General features: G+C 65.3%; 23 protein-coding genes. 8 read left to right on the plus strand and 15 right to left on the minus strand.

Going from position 1 to position 24,710, the window contains the following annotated elements:
* Positions 1-160 precede the first annotated feature (160 nt).
* The 5 genes from GUV69_RS10305 (at position 161) to iolB (ending at position 3,649) form a co-directional block, all read left to right on the plus strand.
* On the plus strand, positions 161-613 hold the full coding sequence (locus GUV69_RS10305; protein WP_164202055.1) for a MarR family winged helix-turn-helix transcriptional regulator: 453 nt from the start codon (positions 161-163) through the stop codon (positions 611-613).
* A gap of 241 nt (positions 614-854) precedes the next feature.
* Positions 855-1,214: an ArsR/SmtB family transcription factor gene (locus tag GUV69_RS10310; protein ID WP_164202057.1), complete on the plus strand. Its 360-nt coding sequence runs from the start codon at positions 855-857 to the stop codon at positions 1,212-1,214.
* Positions 1,211-1,693 (plus strand): SRPBCC family protein, encoded by a 483-nt coding sequence (locus GUV69_RS10315; protein WP_164202059.1) that lies wholly within the window; start codon positions 1,211-1,213, stop codon positions 1,691-1,693. Before GUV69_RS10310 ends, GUV69_RS10315 begins: the two co-directional genes overlap by 4 nt.
* A gap of 305 nt (positions 1,694-1,998) precedes the next feature.
* Positions 1,999-2,739 (plus strand): GntR family transcriptional regulator, encoded by a 741-nt coding sequence (locus GUV69_RS10320; protein ID WP_164202061.1) that lies wholly within the window; start codon positions 1,999-2,001, stop codon positions 2,737-2,739.
* A 16-nt stretch (positions 2,740-2,755) separates the two neighbouring features.
* A complete protein-coding gene (gene iolB / locus GUV69_RS10325) occupies positions 2,756-3,649 on the plus strand; it encodes a 5-deoxy-glucuronate isomerase (protein ID WP_164202063.1) in 894 nt (297 codons plus the stop codon).
* Between the two features lie 77 nt (positions 3,650-3,726).
* Here iolB and GUV69_RS10330 read toward each other — a convergent pair whose 3' ends face one another.
* The 9 genes from GUV69_RS10330 to GUV69_RS10370 all read right to left on the minus strand — a co-directional run bounded on the left by GUV69_RS10330 (position 3,727) and on the right by GUV69_RS10370 (position 13,029).
* Positions 3,727-4,761, minus strand: a complete 1,035-nt coding sequence (locus GUV69_RS10330; RefSeq protein ID WP_164202065.1) for a Gfo/Idh/MocA family oxidoreductase — start codon at positions 4,759-4,761, stop codon at positions 3,727-3,729.
* 24 nt (positions 4,762-4,785) lie between these two features.
* Positions 4,786-5,577 (minus strand): TIM barrel protein, encoded by a 792-nt coding sequence (locus tag GUV69_RS10335; protein WP_164202067.1) that lies wholly within the window; start codon positions 5,575-5,577, stop codon positions 4,786-4,788.
* Positions 5,577-6,671 carry a Gfo/Idh/MocA family oxidoreductase gene (locus GUV69_RS10340; RefSeq protein WP_164202069.1) on the minus strand — a complete coding sequence of 365 codons (1,095 nt, stop codon included), beginning with the start codon at positions 6,669-6,671 and terminating at the stop codon, positions 5,577-5,579. The genes GUV69_RS10335 and GUV69_RS10340 overlap by 1 nt, the downstream gene beginning before the upstream one ends.
* Positions 6,672-6,719: 48 nt before the next feature.
* The gene (locus GUV69_RS10345) at positions 6,720-7,778 is read right to left on the minus strand and encodes a Gfo/Idh/MocA family protein (protein ID WP_164202071.1); all 1,059 of its coding nucleotides are present in this window, start codon (positions 7,776-7,778) and stop codon (positions 6,720-6,722) included.
* Positions 7,775-8,773, minus strand: coding sequence for a Gfo/Idh/MocA family oxidoreductase (locus GUV69_RS10350; RefSeq protein ID WP_164202073.1), 999 nt, complete (start codon positions 8,771-8,773; stop codon positions 7,775-7,777). The genes GUV69_RS10345 and GUV69_RS10350 overlap by 4 nt, the downstream gene beginning before the upstream one ends.
* 100 nt (positions 8,774-8,873) lie before the next feature.
* Positions 8,874-9,800 carry an ATP-binding cassette domain-containing protein gene (locus tag GUV69_RS10355; RefSeq protein ID WP_164202075.1) on the minus strand — a complete coding sequence of 309 codons (927 nt, stop codon included), beginning with the start codon at positions 9,798-9,800 and terminating at the stop codon, positions 8,874-8,876.
* A 14-nt stretch (positions 9,801-9,814) separates the two neighbouring features.
* Entirely contained in the window at positions 9,815-10,864 is a 1,050-nt protein-coding gene (locus GUV69_RS10360; protein WP_164202078.1) for an ABC transporter permease, read from the minus strand.
* A gap of 52 nt (positions 10,865-10,916) precedes the next feature.
* On the minus strand, positions 10,917-11,912 hold the full coding sequence (locus tag GUV69_RS10365) for a substrate-binding domain-containing protein (RefSeq protein WP_164202080.1): 996 nt from the start codon (positions 11,910-11,912) through the stop codon (positions 10,917-10,919).
* A gap of 148 nt (positions 11,913-12,060) precedes the next feature.
* Complete coding sequence (locus GUV69_RS10370) at positions 12,061-13,029, minus strand: LacI family DNA-binding transcriptional regulator (protein ID WP_244292688.1); 969 nt, start codon at positions 13,027-13,029, stop codon at positions 12,061-12,063.
* 196 nt (positions 13,030-13,225) lie between these two features.
* Between GUV69_RS10370 and GUV69_RS10375 the strand changes: the two genes are divergently transcribed.
* The 3 genes from GUV69_RS10375 to GUV69_RS10385 all read left to right on the plus strand — a co-directional run bounded on the left by GUV69_RS10375 (position 13,226) and on the right by GUV69_RS10385 (position 16,544).
* Positions 13,226-14,404 carry a Gfo/Idh/MocA family protein gene (locus GUV69_RS10375; RefSeq protein WP_164202084.1) on the plus strand — a complete coding sequence of 393 codons (1,179 nt, stop codon included), beginning with the start codon at positions 13,226-13,228 and terminating at the stop codon, positions 14,402-14,404.
* Positions 14,401-15,420, plus strand: coding sequence for a sugar phosphate isomerase/epimerase family protein (locus GUV69_RS10380; protein ID WP_164202086.1), 1,020 nt, complete (start codon positions 14,401-14,403; stop codon positions 15,418-15,420). Before GUV69_RS10375 ends, GUV69_RS10380 begins: the two co-directional genes overlap by 4 nt.
* Before the next feature lie 101 nt (positions 15,421-15,521).
* Complete coding sequence (locus GUV69_RS10385; protein ID WP_164202088.1) at positions 15,522-16,544, plus strand: Gfo/Idh/MocA family oxidoreductase; 1,023 nt, start codon at positions 15,522-15,524, stop codon at positions 16,542-16,544.
* Positions 16,545-16,754: 210 nt separating this feature from the next.
* Here GUV69_RS10385 and GUV69_RS10390 read toward each other — a convergent pair whose 3' ends face one another.
* The 6 genes from GUV69_RS10390 to iolD all read right to left on the minus strand — a co-directional run bounded on the left by GUV69_RS10390 (position 16,755) and on the right by iolD (position 24,710).
* Entirely contained in the window at positions 16,755-18,197 is a 1,443-nt protein-coding gene (locus GUV69_RS10390) for a sugar porter family MFS transporter (protein WP_164202090.1), read from the minus strand.
* A 23-nt stretch (positions 18,198-18,220) separates the two neighbouring features.
* A complete protein-coding gene (locus tag GUV69_RS10395) occupies positions 18,221-19,093 on the minus strand; it encodes a sugar phosphate isomerase/epimerase family protein (RefSeq protein WP_164202092.1) in 873 nt (290 codons plus the stop codon).
* A 93-nt stretch (positions 19,094-19,186) separates the two neighbouring features.
* A complete protein-coding gene (locus GUV69_RS10400; protein WP_164202094.1) occupies positions 19,187-20,200 on the minus strand; it encodes a Gfo/Idh/MocA family protein in 1,014 nt (337 codons plus the stop codon).
* A gap of 28 nt (positions 20,201-20,228) precedes the next feature.
* On the minus strand, positions 20,229-21,146 hold the full coding sequence (locus GUV69_RS10405; protein ID WP_164202096.1) for a sugar phosphate isomerase/epimerase family protein: 918 nt from the start codon (positions 21,144-21,146) through the stop codon (positions 20,229-20,231).
* Between the two features lie 82 nt (positions 21,147-21,228).
* Positions 21,229-22,743 carry a CoA-acylating methylmalonate-semialdehyde dehydrogenase gene (locus GUV69_RS10410; RefSeq protein WP_164202098.1) on the minus strand — a complete coding sequence of 505 codons (1,515 nt, stop codon included), beginning with the start codon at positions 22,741-22,743 and terminating at the stop codon, positions 21,229-21,231.
* Between the two features lie 38 nt (positions 22,744-22,781).
* Entirely contained in the window at positions 22,782-24,710 is a 1,929-nt protein-coding gene (gene iolD, locus GUV69_RS10415) for a 3D-(3,5/4)-trihydroxycyclohexane-1,2-dione acylhydrolase (decyclizing) (RefSeq protein ID WP_164206426.1), read from the minus strand.

Raw genomic sequence — 24,710 nt, forward strand, 5'->3', positions numbered from 1 at the left:
GGGTGGGAATGTACGGGGCGAGATAGGAAGCGTAAGCTAGTAGTTGCAGACGCGTTATTTATTGTTGCACGTGCAAATACCCAGCGCAAGCAACTAAATTGGAGTGTGTGCCGGTTCACGCCTGAGGCGTCCCGGCGTACCACCCCGAAAGGACAGGAAAATGGGCATCAAGGACGACGCCGTCGAGGTTCGCGCGCAGGGCTGGCGCACCCTGGCGGCACTGCATGGCCTGATCGAGGGCGAGCTGGAACGGTCGCTCCAGGCGGAGTCGAAGCTGTCCGTAGTGGAGTACACGGTCCTGGACGCCCTGAGTCGTCAGGACGGCTGGCACATGCGGATGCAGCAGCTCGCCCGCGCCACCGCCCTGAGTGCCAGCGCCACCACCCGGCTGGTCAACCGGCTTGAGGACCGCGGCCTACTGACCCGGATCCTCTGCGCCGATGACCGCCGGGGAATCTACACGGAACTCACCGCCAGCGGCGTCGCCCTGCTGGAGGAAGCCCGGCCGGTCCACGACGCCACCCTGGAGCGCGCACTGGGCGAGGCCCAGGGCATTCCGGAACTCGCAGCCTTGGTGGACGCTCTACCGCGGCTCCACGCAACGGCGCAGTAACCAAACGGCGCAGTAGCCGCAGAAGGCGCCGGACGCGGCGCCCGCGCCGCCCGAAAACTGGCCGCCCGCCGTCGCGAAGACCTCTTGACCGCAGTCCGGGACAGGCGTAGATTAGTAATCAATCAATCAGTTGATCAACGGAGTAGTTGATTAGACGCAGTAGTTGATTAGACGCAATAGTCGATTAGACGCAAGGTTGATCACGGAACGATTGGTTTTGAAGTGAAAGGCCCGCAGCACAATGAACTCCGACGACGGCACCCTGGACTCGGCCTTTATGGCCCTGGCCGATCCCGTGCGGCGGCAGATCATTGCCCGGCTCAGCCGGGGGCAGGCCACAGTCAACGAATTGGCGGAACCCTTCGCGATTACCAAACAGGCGGTCTCGAAGCACATCCAGGTCCTCGAGCAGGCCGGGCTCGTCACCCGCACGCGTGACGCCCAGCGCAGGCCCGTCCACCTGAATCCCGCACGGCTTGAGGCACTCACAGCGTGGATCGACCAGTACCGATTGGTCCGCGAGGAGCAGTTCCGCAGCCTGGACGCCGTGCTCCGTTCCACAGCCGCCCCCGGCGGCGCACACCCCAAGGAATCACCATGAGCAATCCACTGAACCTCAGCGTTCCTGAGGGACTCCCCTTTATCGACTACGACCGCGAGTTCGATTTCCCCGTGGCGGATGTGTTCCGCGCCCACAAGGAGCCCGGCCTGATCGTCCAGTGGCTTGGCCCGCGCGGCTACAAAATGGACATCGGCCACTACGATTTCCGCACCGGCGGCAGCTACAGCTACCTCCACACCGGCCCGGAAGGGGTGCCTTACGAGTTCAAAGGCATTTTCCACACCGTCCGCGAAAACGAGTTCGCCATCCAGACCTTCGAATTCGGCGGCTACCCGGACATTGTCAGCCTCGAATTCATGACGTTCGAGGACCTCGGCAACGGACGCACCCGCCTGCGGGGCCACTCCGTCTACCCCAGCCTCGAGGCACGCGACGGCATGGCCCAGTCGGGCATGGAAGGCGGCATGACCGAAGGCTACGAGCGGCTGGACGAACTGCTGAGCGGCGCCAAGGTCTAAAACCCATAAAGTACACCGGCGGACGGTCACCTTCCCTGCGGAGGTGACCGTCCGCCGTCGTGCCTTGGATGAATCCTCACGAGAAGCGTCGAAGGGCACCTCCTGAATCATGTGGACTGACGTCAGGACATGAACCCCAGTCATTTCGTCACCAACTAGCCAATTCCGCCCCCTTGACCCTCCCCGGACGGCTGCTACTATCGAGAAAAGGAAGCATGTCCTATCAAAAGAACAAAGGGTGACATACCCGGCACGTCCTGAAGCGGACGTTGCAGGGATTAATCCTGGAACACGGGGAACATTCAGTGGCGAATCAACTTGGTCTCAACATCGACCGGTCCTCCCCCATACCCCTGTACCACCAGGTGGTCCAGGGCATCGAGGCGGCCATCCACAGCGGGGTCCTGGAACCGGGCAGCCGGCTGGACAACGAAATCGACCTCGCCGCGCAGCTCAACCTGTCCCGGCCCACCATGCGCAAGGCCATGGACGAACTGGTCCGCTCCGGCCTGCTGGTCCGCAAGCGCGGCGTGGGAACCCAGGTGGTCTCCAGCCAGGTCCGCCGCCCGCTGGAGCTCTCCAGCCTGTTCGATGACCTCACCAACAACGGCAAAAAGCCCACCACCGAGGTACTGAGCTTCTCCCACATGGAGGCCGACGCCCCCACCCTGGCGACGCTGCAGCTGCCGGCCGGCTCCAAGGTCTACCACTTCACCCGCCTTCGGAAAGTGGGCGGCAAGCCGCTGGCGCTGATGGAGAACTGGGTCCGCGATGACATCGCCACCATGGACGAAGCCATGCTGGCCGCCGAGGGCCTCTACTCCATCCTGCGCCGGGGCGGCGTCAACTTCCGCCTGGCCACCCAGCGGATCGGCGCGATGATCGCCAACGACTACCAGGCGCCCCTGCTCGAGACCGAGGTGAACTCGGCCCTGGTGACCATGGAACGCACCGCCGTGGACGATACCGGCCGCCGCGTCGAGACCGGCCACCACGTCTACCGTGCCGATTCCTACAGCTTTGAAATGACACTCGTACAGCGCTAACGCAAGGACTTCTGCCATGACCAACTGGGTCTACCCCCTGGGCTCCGCCACCGACGGCACCTGGGACATCTCGCTCGGAACCTCCGATTCCACCACTGCCGTGGACGGCTGGGCCCACACCGGCCTGAAGGTTGCCACCCTCGCGGCGGGCGCCGCCGTCGAGCTTCCCGCGGCCGGTGAGGAACGCATCGTGGTTCCGCTCAACGGCTCCTTTACCGTCACCGTGGACGGCGTCGGCTACCCCCTGGCCGGGCGGCGCTCGGTGTTCCACGGTCCCAGTGACGTCCTGTATTCGGGCATTGGGAACGCCGTCACCATCAGCTCGTCCGACGGCGGCCGCGTGGCCGTCGCCACCGCCCCGGCGCAGGCTTCCTACCCCACCCGGCTCGTTACGGCTGCCGAGACACCCATGGAACTGCGCGGCGCGGGCAACTGCTCCCGCCAGGTCCACAATTTCGGCACCCCGGCCGCACTGGAAGCAGACCGCTTTATCGTCTGCGAGGTCATCACCCCCGCCGGCAACTGGTCCTCCTATCCCCCGCACAAGCACGATGAGGAGAAGGACGGAGAAACGCACCTCGAGGAGATCTACTACTTCGAGACGCAGGTTGCCGCCGGTTCCGGGGCACCTGCCGACGCCGATGCCATCGGCTACCAGCGCGTCTACGCCTCCGATGACCGCCCCATCGACGTGTCCGCAGAAGTCCGCACCGGCGACGTGGTGCTGGTCCCCTACGGCTGGCACGGCCCTGCCATGGCGGCACCGGGCTACGACCTCTACTACCTCAACGTGATGGCAGGCCCCGGCCCCGTGCGCGAATGGCTGATCAGCGATGACCCGCACCACGGCTGGGTGCGGCAGACCTGGGACGGGCAGGACATCGACCCCCGGCTGCCGTTTACAGCCTAGGCCGGTTCCCGCAGTCACCAAAAAACAATGCCCCGCCGGAAGAAATTCCGGCGGGGCATTGTGCACACTAACGGCAATCAGCTGGCAACTTTCAGCGCCACCTTGACCGGCGCACCGGTCGCCAGCGACTCCTGGGCGGCGTCGGCCACCCGTGATGCTGCCACGGCGTCTTCGGGCGTGCACGGGTTCTCCCGCTCGCCCAGGATCAGCTCCACAAACGCTGCCATTTCGGACCGGTACGCCTGGTCGAAGCGCTCGGCAAAGGTCTGGTGCGGCTCCCCGACGGGGAAGGCGATCCCGGCTTCGGCCGAGGCCAAGGCGGTCTTGTTGTCCAGGCCCACCATGACCGAGCGACTGGACCCCTGGATCTCCAGGCGGACATCGTGGCCCGCCCCGTTGTAACGGGTGGCGGAAACCGTCCCCACCGTGCCGTCGTCGAAAGTAATAACGGCCAGGGCCGTATCCACGTCGCCCACCTCACCGATGGCCGGGTCGCCGTTGTTGGAGCCCTTCGCATAGACCTCCACGATCTCGCGGCCGGTCAGCCAGCGCAGGATGTCGAAGTCGTGGACCGAGCAGTCCCGGAACAGGCCACCGGACGTCGCCAGGAATTCCACCGGCGGCGGCGTCATGTCGCAGGTGATTGCGCGCAGCGAGTGGATCCAGCCCAGCTCGCCGGCCTGGTAGGCACGTTTGGCCTCGAGGTAGCCGGCGTCGAAGCGGCGCTGGTGGCCAATCTGCACCACGCCGTTGTTATCCCTGATGTAGTCCAGCACCGGCAGGGCATCGGCCACGTTCATGGCCACCGGCTTCTCGCAGAAGACCGGAATGCCGGCGTCCACTCCGGCCCGGATGAGCTCCGGGTGGGTCCCGGTTCCCGTGGCGATGACCAGGCCGTCCACGCCGGAGGCGATCAGGTCCGCCACGGAGGGCAGGAACTCGGCGCCCAGGCCCGCGGCGATATTGCGTGCGTGGTCTTCCGCAACATCCGTCAGCCTGAGCCGGACATTGATCCCGCGCGGATTGAGGTCCCCGTTGAGTGCGGCGATGTTGTTGGCGTGCATCACGCCGATGCGTCCCACTCCCACCAGGCCGAGAATGACATCCTTCATAGTGTTCCTTCGTAGGTTGTAGTGCTAACGGATTGTGGCGGGCGCCGGCTGGACGGTGAAGGCCGCCCGGAAGGCGTCCAGTGCCGCCTCGCTGTCGCCGCTGGCCCAGGCTTCCAGGCCGACCGTGCCGTCATAGCCGGCCTCGGCGAGCGCCCGGGCGACTGCCTGGTAGTTGATTTCGCCGGTGCCGGGCTCACAGCGGCCCGGGACGTCCGCCACCTGGATCTCGCCGATGTGCGGCAGGGCGGTCCGCACCAGTTCGATCAGGTTCCCCTCGCCCAGCTGTGCGTGGTACAGGTCCAGCATGAGCTTGACGTTGGGGTGGCCGGCGGCTTCCACCAGAGCCAGGGTGTCCTTGGCACGGGCCAGCGGAATCCCGGGGTGGTCCAAGACCGTGTTGAGGTTCTCCAGGCAGAACGTCACCTGGTGCTTCTCCCCCAGCGCGCCGAGGCGTTCCAGGGTCCTGGCCCCGGTACTCCACATGCGGCCTGTGGAACGGAAGACCGGACGTGCTGCTTTCCCGTCCACCAGTTCCGCGGAGTGCACCACCATGCGGCTCACCCCCAGCTCCACGGCAGTAGGGATGAGCTGTTCGGCAGTCCGGACCACATCGTCGGCCGTGTCGGGGTCCACCAGGCTGCCGGCGGTGTATCCCGTCATGGAGGAGAACACCGCCCCGGTCGCCTTGAGCGCCGTCAGGTCCTTGGTGCGGGAGTCCCAGATTTCGACGTCGAACCCGGCGTTGTGGATGCGCCGCACCCGCTCCGTGAAAGGCAGGTCCGTGAACACCATCTCCGCGCAGACGGCCAGGCGCATCAGACCCCTGCCTTGGCTGCCGCGGGGACAGCCACCGGGCCGCCCTGCTTGACGGATTCGATGCAGGCCAGCGCCATGGCCAGGGCGCGGCGGGCGTCCGCGGTTCCCGGCGTGAGGGTGAAATCGCCCGACGGCGGCAACGTACCGTCCCGCCGGGACCTCACCGCGGCGGCGAAGTCGACGAGTTCATCGGTGTAGGCGTCCCGGAAGAGCTCCACGTTGAGCCGCGGCGTGTCTGCCGCGAGGCCGACGGCGGTGTACCGGCGGGCGGCGGTTTCCGTGGCACGGCCGGCCTGGACCATGCCCTTGGAGCCGAAGACCTCGCCCCGGACGTCGTAGCCGTAGAGGGCGCTGAAGTTCGCTTCCGCCACGGCGATGGCGCCATTGCTGTAACGGATGGTGACCACTGCGGTGTCCAGGAAGCCCTGGTCGCGCAGGCCGGGTTCCACGAGGGCGTCGGCCACCGCGTAGACCTCCACGGGCTCGGCGCCTTCGTTGAACCAGTTCAGGGTGTCGAAGTCGTGGATGAGGGTTTCCAGGAAGATGGTCCAGGCGGGGACCCTGGCTGCGTGCGGGATGCTGCCGGTGCCCGGGTCGCGCGTCAGGGAGCGCAGGAGCTGCGGCTGGCCGGCTATCCCTGCGGCCAGGTCCTTCTTGGCCGTCTGGAAGTCCGCTGCGTACCGCCGGTTGAAGCCAATCTGGAAATGCACGCCGGCGGCCTCCACAGCGGCGATCGCGGCGTCGAGCTCGTCCAGGCCCTGGCCTGCGGGTTTCTCGCAGAACACGTGTTTTCCGGCCGCGGCGGCCTGGCTGATCAGGGCTGCGTGGAAGCGGGCCGGGCTGGCGATGATCACGGCATCGATGTCGGGATCGGCCAGGATGTCGTCCGCGCTGGCGGTGACCTTGGCCGTGCCGAGGGATGCTGCGAGCGCGCCGGCGGATTCGAGGTTGGGGTCGGCGATGGCGGCGAGCACGGCGTCCGGGACACGGCGGGCGATGCTTTCGGCGTGGAACGCGCCCATCCAGCCCGAACCGATGAGCCCGATGCGGATTTGCGCCGGGACGGGAGCGGGGTTCTGTGCGAGGTAAGCCATGGGCTGGTCCTTTCGTAGGGTCGTAGCGTGTGGGTTAGGTCAGTGAAATCAGTGCCGGGCGGTGCGGGCCGGAGTTGCTGCTTCGCCGGGGAACACGACGCCGAGCTGGCGGCGGATCTCATCGGCCACTTCAAGGGTGCGGATGGAGGCCGGCAGCGTCCGTTGGCTGGCCTCGGTGCCGCCTGCGGCAACGGCGCGAGCCACCGCAGCAGCCTCGTAGTGCAGGCCTTCGAAGTGGCCGCCGGCCGGTTCATCATGACGCAGGCGTGTTCCGTCGGGGAAGCGGACCTCAAAGCCGCCGGGCATGTTGAAGGGACCGTCGATGGTTAAGGTCGCTTCGGATCCCACCACGATGGCTGCGGTGGGCGTGAAATTGTGAATGTGGGTGTTCACCACAGCCTGGGCGCCGCCGTCGAACTGCATCACGGCGGACAGCTGGGCGTTGACTCCTGACTCGTGGGGCTGCCCCATGGCGGCCAGTTGCTGCGGGCTGCCCAGCACTTCCGTGACCAGGGCCAGCGGGTAGGTGCCAAGGTCAAGCAGCGGACCGCCGGCCAGTTTCGGGTTGAAGATGCGGTGGGAGGGGTCGAAGTGCTCGCCATACTCTGCGATAACCGTGGTGATGGTCCCCAGGGTACCGGCGTCGAGGAGCTGCCGGATCACGTCGAATTTCGGCAGGAAGAACGTCCAAATGGCCTCGGCGGCAAAGACGCCGGCGGCCTCGGCCCGGGCAGCGATGTCCCGCGCCTGGTCCGCGTTGAGCCCGATCGGCTTTTCGATCAGGACGTGCTTGCCGGCGTCGATGGCCAGCACAGCGGCCGCGTGGTGGCCGGTGTGCGGGGTGCATACATAAACGATGTCGACGTCCGGGGCGGCGGCCAGTTCCTCATAGCTGCCGTACGCGGCCGGCACGTCGAACGTGTCCGCGAAGGCCTTGGACCGGCTGAGCGAACGGGACCCGACGGCGGCGATCACCTGCCCGGTGTGCGCTTGGATGGATTCGGTGAAGCGCTCGGCAATCCAGCCCGGGCCCATAATTCCCCAGCGCAGCACGGGAGCGTCGCGGGAGTCGGGGACACGGGACGGTGGAAGGGCGGTAGCGGTCATAGGTAGTTGACTTTCGTGGCGGCACCGTCGCTGTGCAGTGACTGGATCATGGCTTGGGCCACGAGCGAGGCGTTCAGGCCGTCCTGCCCTCCGGCGAGGGAAGGCTTGTCCCCGGCGGCGAGCGCGGAAATCCAGGCCTGCAGCTGCAGCCGGTACGCGTCGGCGAACCGGGGGCGCCAGTCGGCAGGGATCTGCTCCTGGGTGGTTCCCTCCTGTTCGATGCGCAGCATGGCCGAATCCTGGATGGCGGTGGTGCCGCGTTCGGAGACAACCTCGCAGCGGGTGGTGTAGCCGTACTGCGCATTCAGGAACAGCTCCAGCGTGGTGAGGGTTCCGTCCGCGGTGCGGAGCGTCATAAACGCGGGATCCCGCAGTCCGGCGTCCGCCTGCCGGGTGCTCTTTCCCGCTTGCCATGACACTTCCGTGATGGGCGAGTCCAGCAGCCAGGGAATGATGTCCAGCTCGTGGATGGCCGAGTTGGTGATCGCCGATTCGGCCGTGGCGCCGGGAGCCGCGGAAGCGTTCCGGCTCACGCAGTGGACTATCAGGGGCTCGCCCTGTGCCCGGCCCTTAACGGCCTGCCGCAGCGCCACGTAGCCCGGGTCGAAGCGCCGCATAAAGCCGAGCGAGAGCAGGGACGCTCCCGTTGCGGCCACCATGTCGGCGTCCGCGGCCACCACTTCCGTGCTTTCCAGGACCGTAGGGGCCAGCGGCTTTTCGCACAGGACCGGCGTCATCGCCTCGAAGCATTCCAGGACGAGGCCGGCGTGGGTGGAATCGTGCGAGGCGACCACCACGGCATCCACCTCGCTGGAGTTGATCAGCTCCGATGGGTCCGTGGTGATGCGTGCCGACGGCGGCGCTGCCGCGGCGGCGCGGCCGGCGTCGAGATCCGCCACAAAGGAGACTACGGCACCGCCGATGCTGGTGGAGAGATTCCTGATGTGGTCCGCGCCCATGATTCCGGCGCCGATGACGCCTACCCGGATCGGCATGGTGTTCCCTTCGTTTACGTTCGTGAGCGTATGGTCGGTTCGCACGGGCATGGCGGGGCGCTCCGGAGGGGTGTCCGGAGCACCCCGCCGGGTGCCGCCGCTAGGCGTGTTTCGGGCCGCCGGCGTTAGCGCTGTCCGAGACTTCGGCCACTTCGGCTTTGACTTCTTTCACGACGTCGCCGTGGCCGCCGAGTTGTTCGAGTTCGTGGGCGAGTTCGGCGAGTTCGGCGCCGCCTGCCATCTGGGCCGTGAGCTCATCGAGGGTGATGTCCTTTTTGTCGTAGTAGCCGATGGACTTGCCGCGCTTGAGCAGCAGGAACCGGTCTCCCACGGGGAAGGCGTGGTGCGGGTTGTGCGTGATGAAAATGACGCCCAGGCCGCGGTCGCGGGCCTGGAGGATGTAGCGCAGCACCACGCCGGACTGCTTTACGCCAAGCGCCGCCGTCGGCTCGTCCAGGATCAGGACCTTCGCGCCGAAGTACACCGCGCGGGCAATTGCGACACACTGGCGTTCACCGCCGGAGAGCTGGCCGATGGGCTGCTCCACATCGCGCAGGTCGATGCCCATCTCGGCGAGTTCCTTGAGCGTGATGGCCTTCATCTTCTCCACGTCCATGCTCTTGAACGGTCCAAAACCGCTTGTGAGCTCGGAGCCGAGGAAAAAGTTCCGCCAGATCGGCATCAGCGGGACCACGGCGAGGTCCTGGTAGACGGTGGCGATCCCGGCATCCAGGGCATCGCGCGGGGAAGAGAATTTGCGTTCCTCGCCCATGATGTTCAAGACCCCGGCGTCGTGCTGGTGGAGGCCGGCGATGATCTTGATCAGCGTGGACTTGCCCGCACCGTTGTCGCCGAGCACGCAGGTGACGCGGCCGTTGTCCACGGCCATGGTGACATCGGACAGAGCGATGATGTTCCCGTAGTGCTTGCCGACCCCTTCGAGCGAGAGCAGGTGCACCGGGGTGTGCGTGAGAGGATCTTTTTCGTTTTGCAGCAGGGTTTGCTGGTCGATCTGATTGGCGTTCATTTTCCGTTGCCCCTTTACTTCAGTTCCGCGCGGCGCTTGACGATGAGGTTCACGATGGTGGCCAGCAGCAGCATCAGGCCCAGGAAGAACTTGAACCAGTCCGGGTTCCACTGGGCGTACACGATGCCCTTGTTGGCCATGCCGAAGATGAACGCACCGATCGCCCCGCCCACGGCCGAGCCGTAGCCGCCGGTCAGGAGGCAGCCGCCGATCACCGCGGCGATGATGTAGAGGAACTCGTTACCCACGCCCTCACCGGACTGCACGGTGTCGAAGGCGAAGAGGTTGTGCATGCCCAGGACCCAGCCGCAGAACCCCACGCCCATAAACAGGCCGATCTTGGTGGCCTTGACCGGCACACCCACGGCGCGGGCCGCGTTCTCGTCCCCGCCCACGGCGAAGATCCAGTTCCCCACCCGGGTCCGCATGAGCACCCAGGTGGCCACCGCGACGAGGGCGATCCAGATGAACACAGTGATTTTGACGTCGATCCCGGCGATGGTGACGGAGGAGGCGAACACGGCACGGGCCGAGGCGAAGCCGTCCATGGTGGAGATCGAGGGTGAGGACACCGACCCGCCGATCAGGCGCGTCAGGCCCAGGTTCAGGCCGGTCAGCATCAGGAACGTGGCCAGGGTAACGATGAAGCTGGGCAGCTTGGTCTTCATCAGGATCCAGCCGTTGATGAACCCGATCCCCACGGAGACGATCAGGGCAAGAAGGACTCCCACCCAGACGTTAGTGCTGAAGTACCAGCTGAACATCGATGCGGTCAGGGCCGAGGAGATCACGGCGACACCCGTGGAGAGGTCGAATCCCCCGCCGATCATCAGCAGCGACACCCCCACCGCCATGATCCCGATCGTGGAGCTGCCATACAGGATGGTCGCCAAAGCGTTGGGCTGGGTAAATGTTGAGGACACCAACGCGAAGAAGATGAAGAGGACGATCGCGCCCACCAGGGCGCCGACCTCGGGACGGCCGAGGAGCTTCTGGAACGGGCTGCGCTTCGCAACGCGCTCATCGGTGGCAGGTGATTTGATCTTGGTCTGGGTAATAGTCATGTGAACTCTCCTTGCTGCCGGGCCGGCATACACCGGCCCGGCCAGCGGGCTGTTAGCGAATACCCTGTTCGGCGAACGTGAGGACAGCCGCCGCATTGGACTGGTCAACGATGGCCGGACCGGTGAGGACTGACTGTCCGCCGCCGAGCCTGAATCCGCCCCGCTTGTTCTGCCACAGCGCATCGACGGCCCCGTAGCCCTGGAGCCATGGCTGCTGATCAACTGTGAACAGCACACTGCCGTCGGAAACCTTTTGGGCAAGCTCCTTGTTCAGGTCGAAGCTGGCAACCTTGGCCGAGCTTCCGGCCGTCGCCACTGACTTCAGGAGCGTCAGGGTGATGGGAGCACCGAGGCCGATGATGACATCGGCATCCTGGGAAGCCTGCAGCTTCGCGGTGGCCGTCGATTCCACCGATGTCATGTCCGCCCCGTTGACGTACAGAATTTCCGTGCCGGGTACCTTGGCCTTTACACCGGCACACCGGGCCTCGAGACCCACGTGCCCCTGGGCCTGAATGACGCACACCGGGTGCTTGTAACCGCCGTCTGCAAGCCGTGAACCCACGGCCTCGCCGGCAAGCTTCTCATTGGAACCGAAGTGAGTGAAGGCGCCCAGCTGTGCGGAGGCCGCTTCGCCGGCGTTGAAGCTGACAATTGGAATGCCTGCATCAGTGGCCTTTTTCAGCGCTTCCTTCAAGGCGTCAGGGGTGGCCAGGGTCACCGCTATGCCGTCTACCTTCTGGTCAATGGCCTGCTCGATCAACTGCGCCTGCCGGCCGGCCTCCGGATCGGAGGTGTACAGCAGTTCAACGTTGTCCTTCGCGGCCGCCTCCTCGGCGCCCTTTCGGACGGTGTCCCAGAATGTGTCACCGGCGGGAGCATGGGCGATCAGCGCAATCTTCATTCGCTCTGTTGTGGCGACCTGGCCACCGCCTCCACCGCTTCCGGTGTCCGGGGCACGTCCGCCGGTGCTGGAGCATGCGCTCAACGCCATCATCGGCACTACCGCCGCAACCAGAGCAGCCTTACGCCAAGAAAAATTAGCCACCTAAATCTCCTTTGATCTCTCAGGTCCGGGCTGCCACTCTGCAACCGCCGGAGCACTGTCTATCTCGATCATGGTGACCTGGCTCACGAATGTCAATACTTTGTCCTGACATTAGGATGTTTTGACGTCGATAAAGTTCCGGGACGCTCTAGACGGAGGGCGGCGCCGTCGTAGTGCGAACAACCAGCGAGGGCTTAATCAGCTCTCTTATGGGTCCTTTTGTGGGGTCCTGAATGCGCTCCAGCAGTGCTTTTGCCACGTCCGCGCCCACCAGGTCACTGCGGTTGTCCACAGATGTCAGTTCGAGATATCGGGACTTTGCCAAGGTCGAATTGTCATAGCCGATCACGGAGATTTCTGCAGGGACCGCCAAGCCATGGGCCTTGATCGCACCGAAGGCGCCCAGCGCCATCGTGTCATTGGCGGCAAAAATGGCCGTGGTGTCCGGATACCGGTCCAACAGCCAGCACGCTGAGGCGTACCCGTCCTCCTCCGCCGTACCGCCCTCATCCCCCACAATCCGCGCATCAACACCCGCCTCCCGGAGCCGGTCATCGAAGCCTGCCCTGCGATGGGCCGCGGCGCCGCCTGAACCCGTAAGGTGACCGATCCTCGTGTGCCCCAGCCGCAGGAGGTGGTCCGCGGCAATAGCGCCGCCGCCGTCGTCGTCATTGGTAATGAGGTCCGCATCTGGCGGCACGCCATTCCGCCACCCCGCCACGACAGTCGGAACCCCGGCCCCGGTCAGTGGAGTACCGCCAGGTTCCGCTGCGATCACCAGGCCGTCCACATGCATGGCCAGCAGCCCGTCAGCCGCTTCCCTGATGCGGTTCTCCCCCGGCCGGGAATCGGCCAGCGTCACATGGTAGCCATGTTCCGTCAGAACAGATTCCATCCCCCGGAGCAGATCCACGAACCAGAGGTTCCGGTAATCATCGATTACCAGGCCGATGCTCTTGGTCCTGCTGCTCGCCAGCGTGGTGGCCGCCCTACTGGGACGGTAACCCAACTCGGCAATGGCGGCCCGCACTGCCTCGCGGCGCTTATCGCTCACCCTGCCAGGGTTCTGCAGCACCAGTGAAACCAGCGACGGCGAGACTCCGGCCAACTTGGCCACATCGTAAATTGTGGGGCGTCGGGCCTGATGGTTGCGCACTGTCACCGGGGCAGCCTTCCTGGGGTCTTATGGAGTTTCGATGGATGATTGACAGGACATATAGACATGACTACGCTCAAAGTCAGCATACAAAATTGTAGCGCTACAAAAATGCCGCAGAGTGTCCCGCCGCGGCTGAATTTCAAAGGAGAAATCAATGGCTGAAAGCCTTGGTGTCGCGGTCATCGGCGCAGGCATGGCCGGAAAGGCCCACGCGGCGGCCTACCGGACGGCGTCCACCCTCTACAGCCCGGTCCTCCCCCAGGTCCGACTTGTCTCGATAGGTGACGTGAACGCCGAGTTCGGTTCCTTGGCTGCCCGCCGTTTCGGGTATGAGCGCAACGACACGTCGTGGCAGGCAATCGCCGAAGCCGACGACATCGACGTCGTCAGCGTGGTTATTGCAAACTCACTGCACCGCGAGGTCGTCGAAGGCCTGCTCGCTGCAGGCAAGCACGTCCTGTGCGAAAAGCCGCTCAGCGATTCGATGGAAGACGCACGCGCGATGGCCGCAGCCGCCCGCAACGCGTCCAGCATCGCCCGCATTGGCTTCACGTTCCGGCGCACTCCCGGCATCGCCTACATCCGCGACCTCATCCGGAACGGCGTCCTCGGCAACGTCCTGCACTTCAGCGGCCGCTACTGGACCGACTACGGCTTCAGCCCCTCCGCTCCCATGAGCTGGCGCTACAAAGGCGGCCCAGGCTCCGGGGCCCTTGCCGACGTCGGATCCCACCTGGCTTACGTCTCCGAGTTCCTGTGCGGCGACATTCAGTCCATCTCCGGCGGCCAGCTCAGCACCGTCATCAACAAACGTCCGCTGCCGCTTGCCGCCGTGATGGGCCACGACCATGCTGCCGTCAGCGACACCTTCGAAGCCGTCGAAAACGACGACTACGCAGCATTCAACGCTGAGTTCGCCACCGGCGCCGGAAGCTTCGAAGTCTCCCGCGTTGCCGCCGGACACGCCAACAGCCTCCAGTTCGAGGTGTTCTGCGAAAACGGCGCCGCCAAGTTCGACCAGCGTCGGCCCTCGGAAATCCAGCTGTTCCTCAACGACGGCTCCGGCAACGAGAACGGCTACCGCCAGGTCATCCTGGGCCCGGGCCACCCCTACATCACCGGCGGCCTGGCCATGGACGCTCCCGAGGTGGGCTTCGGCCAGAACGACGCGTTCGGCTACCAGGCCCGCGCGTTCCTCGAAGAGGTTGCCGGCCTCAGCGAAGCGGAGTCACTGCCGCGTTGCGCCACGTTCGAGGAGGGCGTGCGCAACATGGAACTCCTCGGTGCCGTCACCGAATCCGCCCTCAACAACGGAAAGAAAATCACGCTATGAAACTCGGCGTCTACAACGCAATCCTGCACGACCGGCCGTTGCCCGAGGCCCTCAAGGTCATCGCGGATCTGGGCCTGACCGGCATCGAAATCAACACCGGCGGATTCCTGCCCGCGGTCCACGTCCCCACGCTCGATGAGATCCTCACCAGCGACGCCGCCCGGGACGACTACCTGGCGATCTTCGAAGGCACCGGCGTGGCAATCGCCGGCCTGAACTGCAACGGCAACCCGCTGCATCCCAAGCGCGAAATCGGCGAGAAGCATGCCGAGGATATCCGCCGCTCCATCCGGCTCGCTGCGCGTCTGGGCCAGAACCGGGTGGTCACCATGTCCGGCCTGCCAGGTGGTGAACCGGGTGCAACCACCGTCAACTGGGTGGTGAACGCCTGGAACTCAGCTGCCCTGGACGTACTGGACTATCAGTGGGGCGTCGCCGCCGACTTCTGGAGGGAAACCGATCGCCTCGCGGCTGACCACGGCGTCAAGGTGGCCTTGGAGCTGCACCCGCAGAACATCGTCTTCAACACCGCTGACGTCTACAAGCTCATCGAACTCACTGGTGCCACCCACGTGGGTGTTGAGCTGGACGCCTCCCACCTGTTCTGGCAGCAGATGGATCCGGTGGCGGTGGTCCGCGAACTCGGCCCGCTGGTCTTCCAGGCTGCCGCCAAGGACGTCCGGGTCAACACCGCGAATGCCGCGCTCTACGGTGTGCTCGACAACAGCTTCCGCCGGCTCTCCCCGGAGGAAAACCGGACCAACCTCGGCGGCGACGAGTGGGCCAACGAGTGGCCCAAGAACTCCGCTTGGGACTTCGTGGCTCTGGGCCGCGGGCACGATACAGCCTTCTGGACCGAGTTCCTGCGCGCGCTGCATGAAGTGGACCCGGACATGCTGGTCAACATCGAACACGAGGACACCTCCCTGGGCCGGATCGAGGGGCTGGAGGTCGCAGCCAAGGTCCTGCTCGACGCTGACGCCGCGCTTGCCGCATCGCTGAACCCGGCGGTCTAACCACCCACGGCCCGCAGGCTGACAGCAGGGGCGTCGCTTCCGCGGCGCCCCTGCTGTTCTGTCTCCGGAGCATTCCCCCTGACAGAGAACGAAGAGGAAACATGCGCATTGGGATAGTCGGGTACGGAGCCGGTGGAAAGTACTTCCATGCGCCGTTCATCGAAGCGGCTGAGGACATCGAGCTCGTGGGGATCGTGGCCCGCTCGGCTGCGAAGAAGGCCGAGGTGGAAGCGGATCTCCCGGGACTTCCCGTGTATTCGAGCCTGGGAGAACTGCTTGCGGCCGGTGTTGACGCGGTGACCATCACCACGCCGCCGCACACCCGCCATGACCTGGTGATGGAAGCCATCAAGGCAGGCGTGCATGTGGTGGCCGACAAGCCCTTTGCCCCGAATGCTCAGGCGGCGCGTGAACTGGCCGAAGCCGCCGCGCGGGCCGGCGTGGTCCTCAACGTGTACCACAACCGCCGTCGCGACGCCGATATCCTCACCCTCGCCGGCGTCCTTGCTTCCGGGAAACTTGGCGACATCTGGCGGGTGCACTCCACAATGGACCAGGACAACGCCGGCAGCCTTGAAGTTGGCGCCGGCGGTGGGCTCCTGCGGGATTTGGGCAGCCACCTGGTTGACCAGATGCTGTGGCTGCTGGGACCGGCGAGCCACGTGCACGCGACCCTGGACTGGACGGACCGTTTCGGGGAGCGGACTGACTGCGGCTTTGCGGTGACCATGACGCATGCGTCAGGAGCTGTCTCCACCGTGTCTGCCAGCAAACTCAACCACTCCGAGACCCGGGAGCTGCGGGCTTACGGCAGCAGGGGCAGCTACATCGCCTCCGGCGCCGATGTGCAGGCGGAGGCCCTGATGTGGGGCCGCCGTCCGGTTGAGGAACCGGCCACGTGGGGCATCGATGCGGCCGAAAACTGGGGCACGCTGTCCACCAAGGACGGCCGCGTAACCATTGCCTCGGCGCAGGGAAACTATGCCGGCTTTTATACCTGGTTCGCCCGCGCAGTCCGTGGTGAGGGCCCCGAACCGGTGCCGGCCGCGGACGGAATCCGGACGCTGGAGGTGCTGGATGCGGCCCGACGCAGTGCGCTGGAGAATGCGGTGATCGCGCTGTAGCACCCTCTCTCACTTAATGCGGGTTATACCGGATCCCTCTCTCACTTAATGCGGGTTTTCCCGGATCCCTCTCTCACAGGGTGAGAGAGGGATCCTTGTTTTCCTGCATTAAGTGAGAGAGCGTCCTGGGCCACGCACCCGCTGGAGACACAAACGCCCGACGCCGGCCGGCGTCGGGCGTTCTTGCGTCACCCTGGTTTTTGCGTCACCTTAGGCGGACACGCCTGAGCGCTCCTTGAACAGGTGCTCGAGCTCCTCCAGGGATTTGTCCTTGGTTTCCGGAACGACGCGCTTGACCCAGACAATGGCACCCAGCTGCAGGGCAACGAAGATGAAGAACGTCGCCGAAACACCGATCCACGAGACCATCTGCGGGAAGAAGAACCCGATCAGGAAGTTGATCATCCACAGCACAAAGACGCAGATGCCCATCGCGATGCCGCGGACGTGCATGGGGAAGATCTCGGACATGGTCAACCATGTGACGGTGCCGATGCAGCCCTGCATGGACGCCAGGAACGTCACCATGAACAGCAGCACCAGGTAGCCGCGCAGGGTGCTCTCCGGCAGTGCCATGGAGATGACTGCAATGGCCGTCAGGGACGACGCCGTGCCGCACAGCCCTACGATCAGCATGGGTTTGCGGGGCACCCGCGTCATCAGATACATGCCGACGACGACGGCCGCCACCGACGTGATGCCGTTGAGGACGTTGGCAATCAGGGCGCCCTGGTCGCCGAATCCGGAAGAAGACAGGATGGACGTCCCGTAGTACATGATGGCGTTGACGCCGCTGATCTGGTTGATGATGGCCATGCCCAGGCCCACCACGAAGATCCTGCGGATCCACGGAACCGTGAGGTCCTGGAACGTGCCCATCTTGGCCTGGTAATCCTCGCGGGCTGCCTGCCGGACCTCGTCGAACTCCGCGGAGACGTCGCCGGCGGCGCGGGTGGAGCGCAGCACCTCAAGGACGGCTCCGAAGCGGCCTGCCGACGCCAGCCAGCGCGGGCTCTCCGGCAGGACCAGCATCCCGAACCACAGGATAACGGCCGGGAGCGTGGCGATCACCAGCATCCACCGCCAGACGTGCATCTCTTCGGGGAAGAGGTTGCCCAGGACTGCGTTGAAGGTGAAGGCCAGGAACTGGCCGGTGACGATCATCAGTTCGTTTTGCGTGACGATCCGGCCGCGCTGGGCCGCCGGCGACATTTCCGCGAGGTACACGGGGACAATCACGGACGCGCCGCCCACTGCCAGGCCCAGCAGGGTCCGGGCCGCAATGAGCAGTTCGGTGCTTGGCGAGATGGTGCAGGCGATGGTGGCCACAATGAAGATCAGGGCCAGGCCCATGATGGTCTTCCGCCGGCCGAAGCGGTCAGAGAGCCGGCCCGCGCTGATGGCGCCGAAGGCCGCGCCGAACAGGAGCGTGGACGTGACCAGCCCTTCGGTCAGCGGTGTGAGGCCGAGGTCCCGCTGCATAAACGGCAGGGCACCGTTGATCACACCAGTGTCGTAACCGAAGAGCAGCCCGCCGAAGGTGGAGAAGAGCGCCACCTTCCGCATGAATTTTTTCGGGTTGGCAGGCTTGGCGGAGTTGTTCTGCTTGGGACTGCCGGGGGCTTCGGCTTGGACTGTGCCGGGATTCGTCATGGTTTGCTTCGCGTCGCCACCCACTACTTGACCTTGTCGATGTACTGGCCCATCGTCTCCAGCTGGTAGCGGGAGACGTCCTCGGCGTTCTCGTCCTCGGCGAAGACGCTGGACACCATCACGGTGTTGTCCTTGTCCAGGAAGCCGATTTCCTTGAGGCCGCCGAAGAACTCGTCCCAGTTGACGTCGCCGTCGCCGATCTTCAGGTGCTGGTGGACGCGGACGGCGTTTCCGGGCGGGTTGGTGATGTAGCGCAGGCCGTGGGACGCATGGTGGTCCATCGTGTCCGAAACATGGACCAGGCGGAGTCTGTCCCCGGCGGCACGCATGATTTCCAGCGGCTTGTTGCCCATGTGGAACGAGTGCGAGGCGACATAGACCATGCCGATGTTGGGCGAGTTCACACCCCGGATGACGCGGATGGCCGCGAGGCCGTCTTCGACGAAGTCGTCCGGGTGCGGGTCGATCAGGACGTCCAGGCCCTCGCGTTCAATGATCGGCAGCAGCTCCTCCATGGAGCGGTAGAAGGCGCGCTCGGACTCTTCGGCTTTCTCGGGCCGGCCGCTGAATTCGGTGTTCATCGTGCTGACACCGAGGTCCACGGCGATCTGGATGGCGCGCTTCCAATAGCGGACGGCAGCCTCGCGGGCGTCCTCATCCGGGCCGGACCAGCGCAGGACCGGAAGCACCGAGGCGATTTCCACACCGGCGTCCTTGCACGCCTTCTTCAGCTGGACCACCAGTTCGTCGTCGGCCTTGGGGTGGTTATAGAACGGGATCATGTCTGCGTGCGGGGTCATCTGCAGGTACTTGTAGCCAAGATCGGCGGCCACGCGCGGGAATTCCAGCAGGCTGTGGCTGTGGTGGAACGGGGTGGGGTCCAGGGCGATTTTCATGGTCACTCCTTTGAGGTTCGGAAACTTCGATGCTGCATAGAGGGGCGGCCTGCCGGTCTGCTGCCGGCAGGCCGCCCCTGGTCCAACCGAAGGCTAGCTGTACAGCGCAGGCTTGGTGTTCAGCTGGACTTTGACCTTCTCGCCTGATTTCTGGGCCTCCACGCCGGCCTCGCAGCACGCTGCGGTGGCGTAACCGTCCCAGGCGGTGGGGCCGCCGATTTCGCCGCGAAGGGCGGCATCCACCCAGGCCTGGACCTCGACGTCGTAGGCCGCCCCGAAGCGGTCCTCGAACCCGGGGGTGACGTTGCCGCCCCACTTGCCGGCCGTCTGGATGTACGGTCCGCTGTCCCCGCCGATGCTCACGATGCCGTCCTCGAAGGACGCCTGCGTGGCCACCTGGTAACCGAACTTGGCGTTGACGTAGATCTCGACGTCGGCCAGGACACCGGATTCGGTCTCCAGCAGGACGTGCTGGGGATCGTGCTGGCCGTTGGGGGCATTGCGCGTGGCTTTGCCGAGGCGGACCTGGACCGAGGTGATTTCCTCACCGGTGAAGTAGCGGATCGCGTCGAACTCGTGGACCACGGAGTCGTTGATGAGCATCTCGTTGGTGAAGCCCTCGGGGGTGCTCGGGTTGCGGTGCTGGTGGTGCAGCATCAGCAGCTCCCCCAGTTCGCCGTTGCGGATGACCGAACCCAGCGCCGCGTACTCCGCGTCGAAGCGCCGCATAAAACCGACCTGGATGAGCTTGCGGCCCGCAGCGACCTCGGCCTGGACCACCTTCCAGGCGCTCTCCGCATCCGGCGTGAGCGGCTTTTCGCAGAGGATGGGGAAACCCTTCTCAAGGGCCTTATACAGGATTTCCTCGTGCAGGAACCCCGGGGTGGCGATCAGCACGGCGTTGACGTCGCCGTTGTTGAGCGCCTCGTCGGCACTCGCCAGCGCCACGGCGCCGTCGATGCCTTCGATGGCGGCCTGCGCACGGGAGAGGTCAACGTCGACGACGGCGGCTACTTCGGCGCCGTGGATGCGCGTGCTGAGGCGCTTGATGTGGTCCGCACCCATGCGGCCTGCGCCGATGACGGCTACGCGGAGAGTCTGGGTCACTGTTCTGTCCTTCGTGAGTTCGGTTAAGTTACTGGACCCGCGTGCGGGAACCGCAGGAGAGCAGGTAGTTGCGGGTGCGCTTGGCGATGGGCATCGGGACGTCGAACGCGACGGGGTACATGTCCTGCTCAACAATGCCGAAGATCGGGCGGTTGAGGGCCTCCACCGCTTCGATGACGGCGCGCAGGTCCGGCAAGCCATTGGGCGGCTCGGTCATAACCCCGGCCAGGTTGGCCGCGGCCCAGGTCATGTTTTCCTCGTTGACTTGTCTGAGGACCTCCGGGTTGATCTGCTTCAGGTGCAGGTACCCGATGCGGTCCGGGTAGTTCTTGATCAGCTCCAGGCTGGACGCCCCGCAGTACTCTGCGTGGCCGGTGTCCAGGCAGAGGTTCAGGTACTTCGGGTCCGTCGCGGCCAGCAGGGTTTCGATGTCCTGCTGGGCACCGACATGGGAGTCAGCGTGGGAGTGGAACTGCTGCTGCAGGCCGAAGTCCTCCAGGAGGACCTTGCCCATGCGGTTGTGGCCAGCGAAGAGGTCTGCCCACTGCTCATCGGTCAGTTCACCGCTTTCGACGGCTTCGCCGGTGACGTCATCACGCCACATCGCCGGGATGACCACGATGTGTTCGCCGCCCATGGCTGCCGTCAGTTCGGCCACCTTGCGGGCAGGCTCCCAGGCTTCCTCGTATTGCTTGGCGCCGCGGTGGAAAGCCGTGAAGACCGTTCCGGCGGTGACCTTCAGGTCGCGTTGTTTGAGTTCCTCTGCAAGCCGGGTGGGGTCGTTCGGCAGGTAGCCGTACGGACCCAGTTCGATCCACTTGTAGCCGGACTCTGCAACCTCGTCCAGGAAACGCTCCCACGGGGTCTGCTGGGGATCATCCGCGAACCACACGCCCCAGGAGTCCGGTGCGGTGCCGATGATCAGCTTGTTCTCGACGTCAGTCATGACTTTTCCTTCTCATCGATTGCTCCGTAATGGCCCTTTTGGACGCTCAAAACGGCGTTTACGGAGCAATCGATGGTGGTTGCTAGTTGGAGGGGAAGTTGTAGCTTGCGCCGGAGGCGTGGGTGGGTTCGGGCCAGCGGGAGGTGACCACTTTGCCGCGGGTGTAGAAGGAGACGCCTTCGGGGCCGTAGATGTGCTTGTCGCCGAAGAGCGAGGCTTTCCAGCCGCCGAAGGAGTGGTAGGCCACCGGGACGGGCAGGGGCACGTTGATGCCGATCATGCCCACGGTCACGGAACGCTGGAACGTGCGGGCGTTGGCGCCGGATGAGGTGAAGATGGCGGTGCCGTTGCCGTAGGGGTTGGAGTTGATCAGGTTGATGCCGTCTTCCAGGGTGTCAACGCGGACCACGACGAGGACGGGTCCGAAAATTTCCTCGGTGTAGGCGGTCATTTCGGTTTTGACGTGGTCGATGACGGTGGGGCCCACCCAGAAGCCGTCTTCGTGGCCGGGGACGACGAGGTCGCGGCCGTCCACCACCATCGCAGCGCCGGCGGTTTCGGCTTCGGTGACAATCCTGACGATACGTTCCTTGGACGCGGGCGTGATGACCGGGCCCATTTCGGCGCCGGGCGCGGCGCCGTTGTTGACCTTCACGGCGAGGGCGCGTTCTTCGACCTTTTTGACGATCAGGTCCGCGGCGTCACCGACGGCGACCGCGACGGAGATGGCCATGCAGCGCTCCCCCGCGGAGCCGAACGCGGCGGCGGCGAGGTGGTCGGCGGCGTTATCGAGATCGGCGTCGGGCATCACGATGGCGTGGTTCTTAGCCCCGCCGAGGGCCTGGACCCGCTTGCCGTGCTTGGTGGCGGTCTCGTGGACGTACTGGGCGATCGGGGTGGAGCCAACAAAACTAATGCCGTCCACGTCCGGGTGGGTCAGGAGCCCGTCGACGGTTTCCTTGTCGCCATGCAGGACCTGGAACACGCCGTCGGGCAGGCCGGCCTGCTTCCAAAGCTTGGCGAGCAGCATCGAGGCGGAGGGGTCGCGTTCGGAGGGCTTGAGGATGAACGCGTTGCCGGTGGCGATGGCCATCGGGGCCATCCACAACGGCACCATGACCGGGAAGTTGAACGGGGTGATCCCGGCGACCACGCCGAGCGGTTCGCGGAAGGAGAACACGTCGATGCCGGTGGAGACCTGGTCGGAGTAGTCGCCCTTGAGCAGGGTGGGGATGCCGCAGGCGAACTCGATGACTTCCAGGCCGCGGCCGATCTCGCCCTTCGCGTCGGAGAGGACCTTGCCGTGCTCGGCGGTGATCAGTTCGGCGAGGTCATCGACGTGCGCGGCGACGAGTTCGCGGAACTTGAACAGCACCGCGGTGCGCTTGGCCAGGGAAATATCGCCCCAGGTATCGGCGGCCTTGCGGGCCGCGGCGACGGTGGCGTCCAGGTCCGCCCGGTTGGCCAGGCGCAGCTGGGCGGAGACGGCACCGGTGGCCGGGTTGTAGACGGGCTGGGTACGGGTGCCCTCACCGGCGGTTTCGGCGCCGTTGATGAAGTGGCTGATGGTGGTGGTCTCAGTGGAGGTGGCAGTCATGGGACTCTTCCTTGAGTAGTTCGAAAAGGAGTGTGGGTTTAGCCGAGCAGTTTGCGCTGGCGGTTCTTGTGGTCGGTGTAGGTCTGGAAGGCCTGCTGGGTGGACTCCAGCTCGGAAACGGCAGAGACGGGCACGTCCCACCAGGACTCGGAGGAGGGTGCGTCCAGCAGCGGGTCGGATTCGACGTGGATCAGGATAGGCCCGCCGCGTTCGGGGGCGGCCTTGGCGTCCCGGATGGCCTGTTCGAGTTCGGCGATGACCTTCTGGCCCGGTTCGATCCGGACCACCTTCACGCCCAGGGACTCGGCGTTCAGGGCCAGGTCCACCGGGAGGGTGTCGCCGTCGTCGAAGCTGTGTTCCTCTTCGTTCAGGGCCCGGTACTGGGTCCCGAAACGCTGCGACCCGAGCATCTCGGACAGGGACCCGATGGAGGCGTAGCCGTGGTTCTGGATGAGGACCACAATCAGCTTGATGCGTTCGGCGACGGCGGTGACCAGTTCGGTGTGCATCATCAGGTAGGAGCCGTCCCCCACCATCACGACGACGTCGCGCTGCTGGCCGCCGCGGGCGGCTTCGGCCAGCGCGGCTCGTTTGACGCCGAGCCCGCCGGGGATTTCGTAGCCCATGCAGGAGTAGGCGTATTCCACGTGGTAGCCGAACGGGTCCCGGACCCGCCACATCTTATGCAGATCCCCCGGCAGCGACCCGGCCGCGCAGATCACAACGTCGGCCGGATCCATCGCCCGTGAGGTGGCACCGATGATCTCGTTCTGCGCCGGCAACGGCGTGTAACGGGTATCGAAGGCTTCGTCCACGGTGGCGTCCCAGCGCTTCTTTTCGGCCGAGATCTGCTGCTCGAGGTCCGCGCCGACACGGTAGCCGCCGAGTGCTGCGTTGAGTTTGACCAGGGCTTTGCGGGCGTCGGACACGATCGGGAGCGTGGTGCCGTGCTTGTACGCGTCGATCGCGGCGACGTTGATGTTGATGAAGCGCACGTCCGGGTTCTGGAACGCGGTCCGCGACGCGGTGGTGAAGTCCTCATACCGGGTGCCGATCCCGATGATCAGGTCAGCCTCCGCAGCAATGGCGTTCGCCGCCGTCGTACCTGTCGAACCGATCGCGCCGAGGGAGAACGGGTGGTCCCAGGGCAGGACGCCGACGCCGGCCTGCGTGTTGCCCACCGGGATCCCGGTCAGCTCCACGAACGTGGCCAGTTCATCGTTGGCGTAGGCGTAGAGCACGCCGCCGCCGGCGATGATCAGCGGACGCTTCGCGGCACGTATCGCGGCAGCGGCGCGGGCGATGTCCGCATCATCCGCGTCCGGGCGGCGGATCCGCCACTCACGCTCGGCGAGGAACTCCTCGGGCACGTCGAAAGCCTCGGCCTGGACATCCTGCGGCAGCGAAATGGTCACAGCCCCGGTCTCGGCCGGATCCGTCAGGACCCGCAGGCCATGGTGGAACGCCGAGAACAGCTGCTCCGGCCGGGAGACCCGGTCGAAGAACTTCGACAGCGGCCGGAACGCGTCATTGACCGTGATGTCGTACGCGTAGGGCTGCTCCAGCTGCTGCAGCACCGGATCCGCGGCGCGGGTCGCAAATGTGTCAGACGGCAGCAGCAGCACCGGCAAACGGTTCGTGGTCGCCAACGCCGCACCGGTGAGCAGGTTCGAGGAACCCGGGCCGATCGAGGTGCTGATCGCAAAAGTCTGGCGCCGGCGGGTATGGCGTGCGTAACCCACGGCCTGATGCGACTGGGCCTGCTCGTTCCGGCCCTGGTAGTACGGCATGATGCTCGGGTCCAGCTGCTGGTACTGCTTCAACGCCTGGCCCACACCGGCAACATTGCCGTGCCCGAAAATCCCGAACGTGCCCGGAATCAGGCGCTCCCGGAACTCCACCCCGTTGATGGAGTCCACGGTGTACTGCTTGGACAGGTACTCGACGACGGCCTGGGCCACTGTCAT

The sequence above is a fragment of the [Micrococcus luteus] ATCC 49442 genome, from assembly GCF_010367585.1.
Lineage (GTDB): Bacteria > Actinomycetota > Actinomycetes > Actinomycetales > Micrococcaceae > Arthrobacter > Arthrobacter luteus_A.

What these genes read in the sequence shown, in the direction of transcription:
- GUV69_RS10395 (WP_164202092.1), bottom strand. Translation starts at nt 19,093, where the DNA reads ATGAAAATCGCCCTGGACCCCACCCCGTTCCACCACAGCCACAGCCTG.
- iolB (WP_164202063.1), top strand. Translation starts at nt 2,756, where the DNA reads ATGACCAACTGGGTCTACCCCCTGGGCTCCGCCACCGACGGCACCTGG.
- GUV69_RS10315 (WP_164202059.1), top strand. Translation starts at nt 1,211, where the DNA reads ATGAGCAATCCACTGAACCTCAGCGTTCCTGAGGGACTCCCCTTTATC.
- GUV69_RS10405 (WP_164202096.1), bottom strand. Translation starts at nt 21,146, where the DNA reads ATGACTGACGTCGAGAACAAGCTGATCATCGGCACCGCACCGGACTCC.
- GUV69_RS10355 (WP_164202075.1), bottom strand. Translation starts at nt 9,800, where the DNA reads ATGAACGCCAATCAGATCGACCAGCAAACCCTGCTGCAAAACGAAAAA.
- GUV69_RS10335 (WP_164202067.1), bottom strand. Translation starts at nt 5,577, where the DNA reads ATGCGCCTGGCCGTCTGCGCGGAGATGGTGTTCACGGACCTGCCTTTC.
- iolD (WP_164206426.1), bottom strand. Translation starts at nt 24,710, where the DNA reads ATGACAGTGGCCCAGGCCGTCGTCGAGTACCTGTCCAAGCAGTACACC.
- GUV69_RS10410 (WP_164202098.1), bottom strand. Translation starts at nt 22,743, where the DNA reads ATGACTGCCACCTCCACTGAGACCACCACCATCAGCCACTTCATCAAC.
- GUV69_RS10350 (WP_164202073.1), bottom strand. Translation starts at nt 8,773, where the DNA reads ATGCCGATCCGGGTAGGCGTCATCGGCGCCGGAATCATGGGCGCGGAC.
- GUV69_RS10385 (WP_164202088.1), top strand. Translation starts at nt 15,522, where the DNA reads ATGCGCATTGGGATAGTCGGGTACGGAGCCGGTGGAAAGTACTTCCAT.
- GUV69_RS10310 (WP_164202057.1), top strand. Translation starts at nt 855, where the DNA reads ATGAACTCCGACGACGGCACCCTGGACTCGGCCTTTATGGCCCTGGCC.
- GUV69_RS10330 (WP_164202065.1), bottom strand. Translation starts at nt 4,761, where the DNA reads ATGAAGGATGTCATTCTCGGCCTGGTGGGAGTGGGACGCATCGGCGTG.
- GUV69_RS10380 (WP_164202086.1), top strand. Translation starts at nt 14,401, where the DNA reads ATGAAACTCGGCGTCTACAACGCAATCCTGCACGACCGGCCGTTGCCC.
- GUV69_RS10345 (WP_164202071.1), bottom strand. Translation starts at nt 7,778, where the DNA reads ATGACCGCTACCGCCCTTCCACCGTCCCGTGTCCCCGACTCCCGCGAC.
- GUV69_RS10305 (WP_164202055.1), top strand. Translation starts at nt 161, where the DNA reads ATGGGCATCAAGGACGACGCCGTCGAGGTTCGCGCGCAGGGCTGGCGC.
- GUV69_RS10340 (WP_164202069.1), bottom strand. Translation starts at nt 6,671, where the DNA reads ATGGCTTACCTCGCACAGAACCCCGCTCCCGTCCCGGCGCAAATCCGC.
- GUV69_RS10390 (WP_164202090.1), bottom strand. Translation starts at nt 18,197, where the DNA reads ATGACGAATCCCGGCACAGTCCAAGCCGAAGCCCCCGGCAGTCCCAAG.
- GUV69_RS10360 (WP_164202078.1), bottom strand. Translation starts at nt 10,864, where the DNA reads ATGACTATTACCCAGACCAAGATCAAATCACCTGCCACCGATGAGCGC.
- GUV69_RS10375 (WP_164202084.1), top strand. Translation starts at nt 13,226, where the DNA reads ATGGCTGAAAGCCTTGGTGTCGCGGTCATCGGCGCAGGCATGGCCGGA.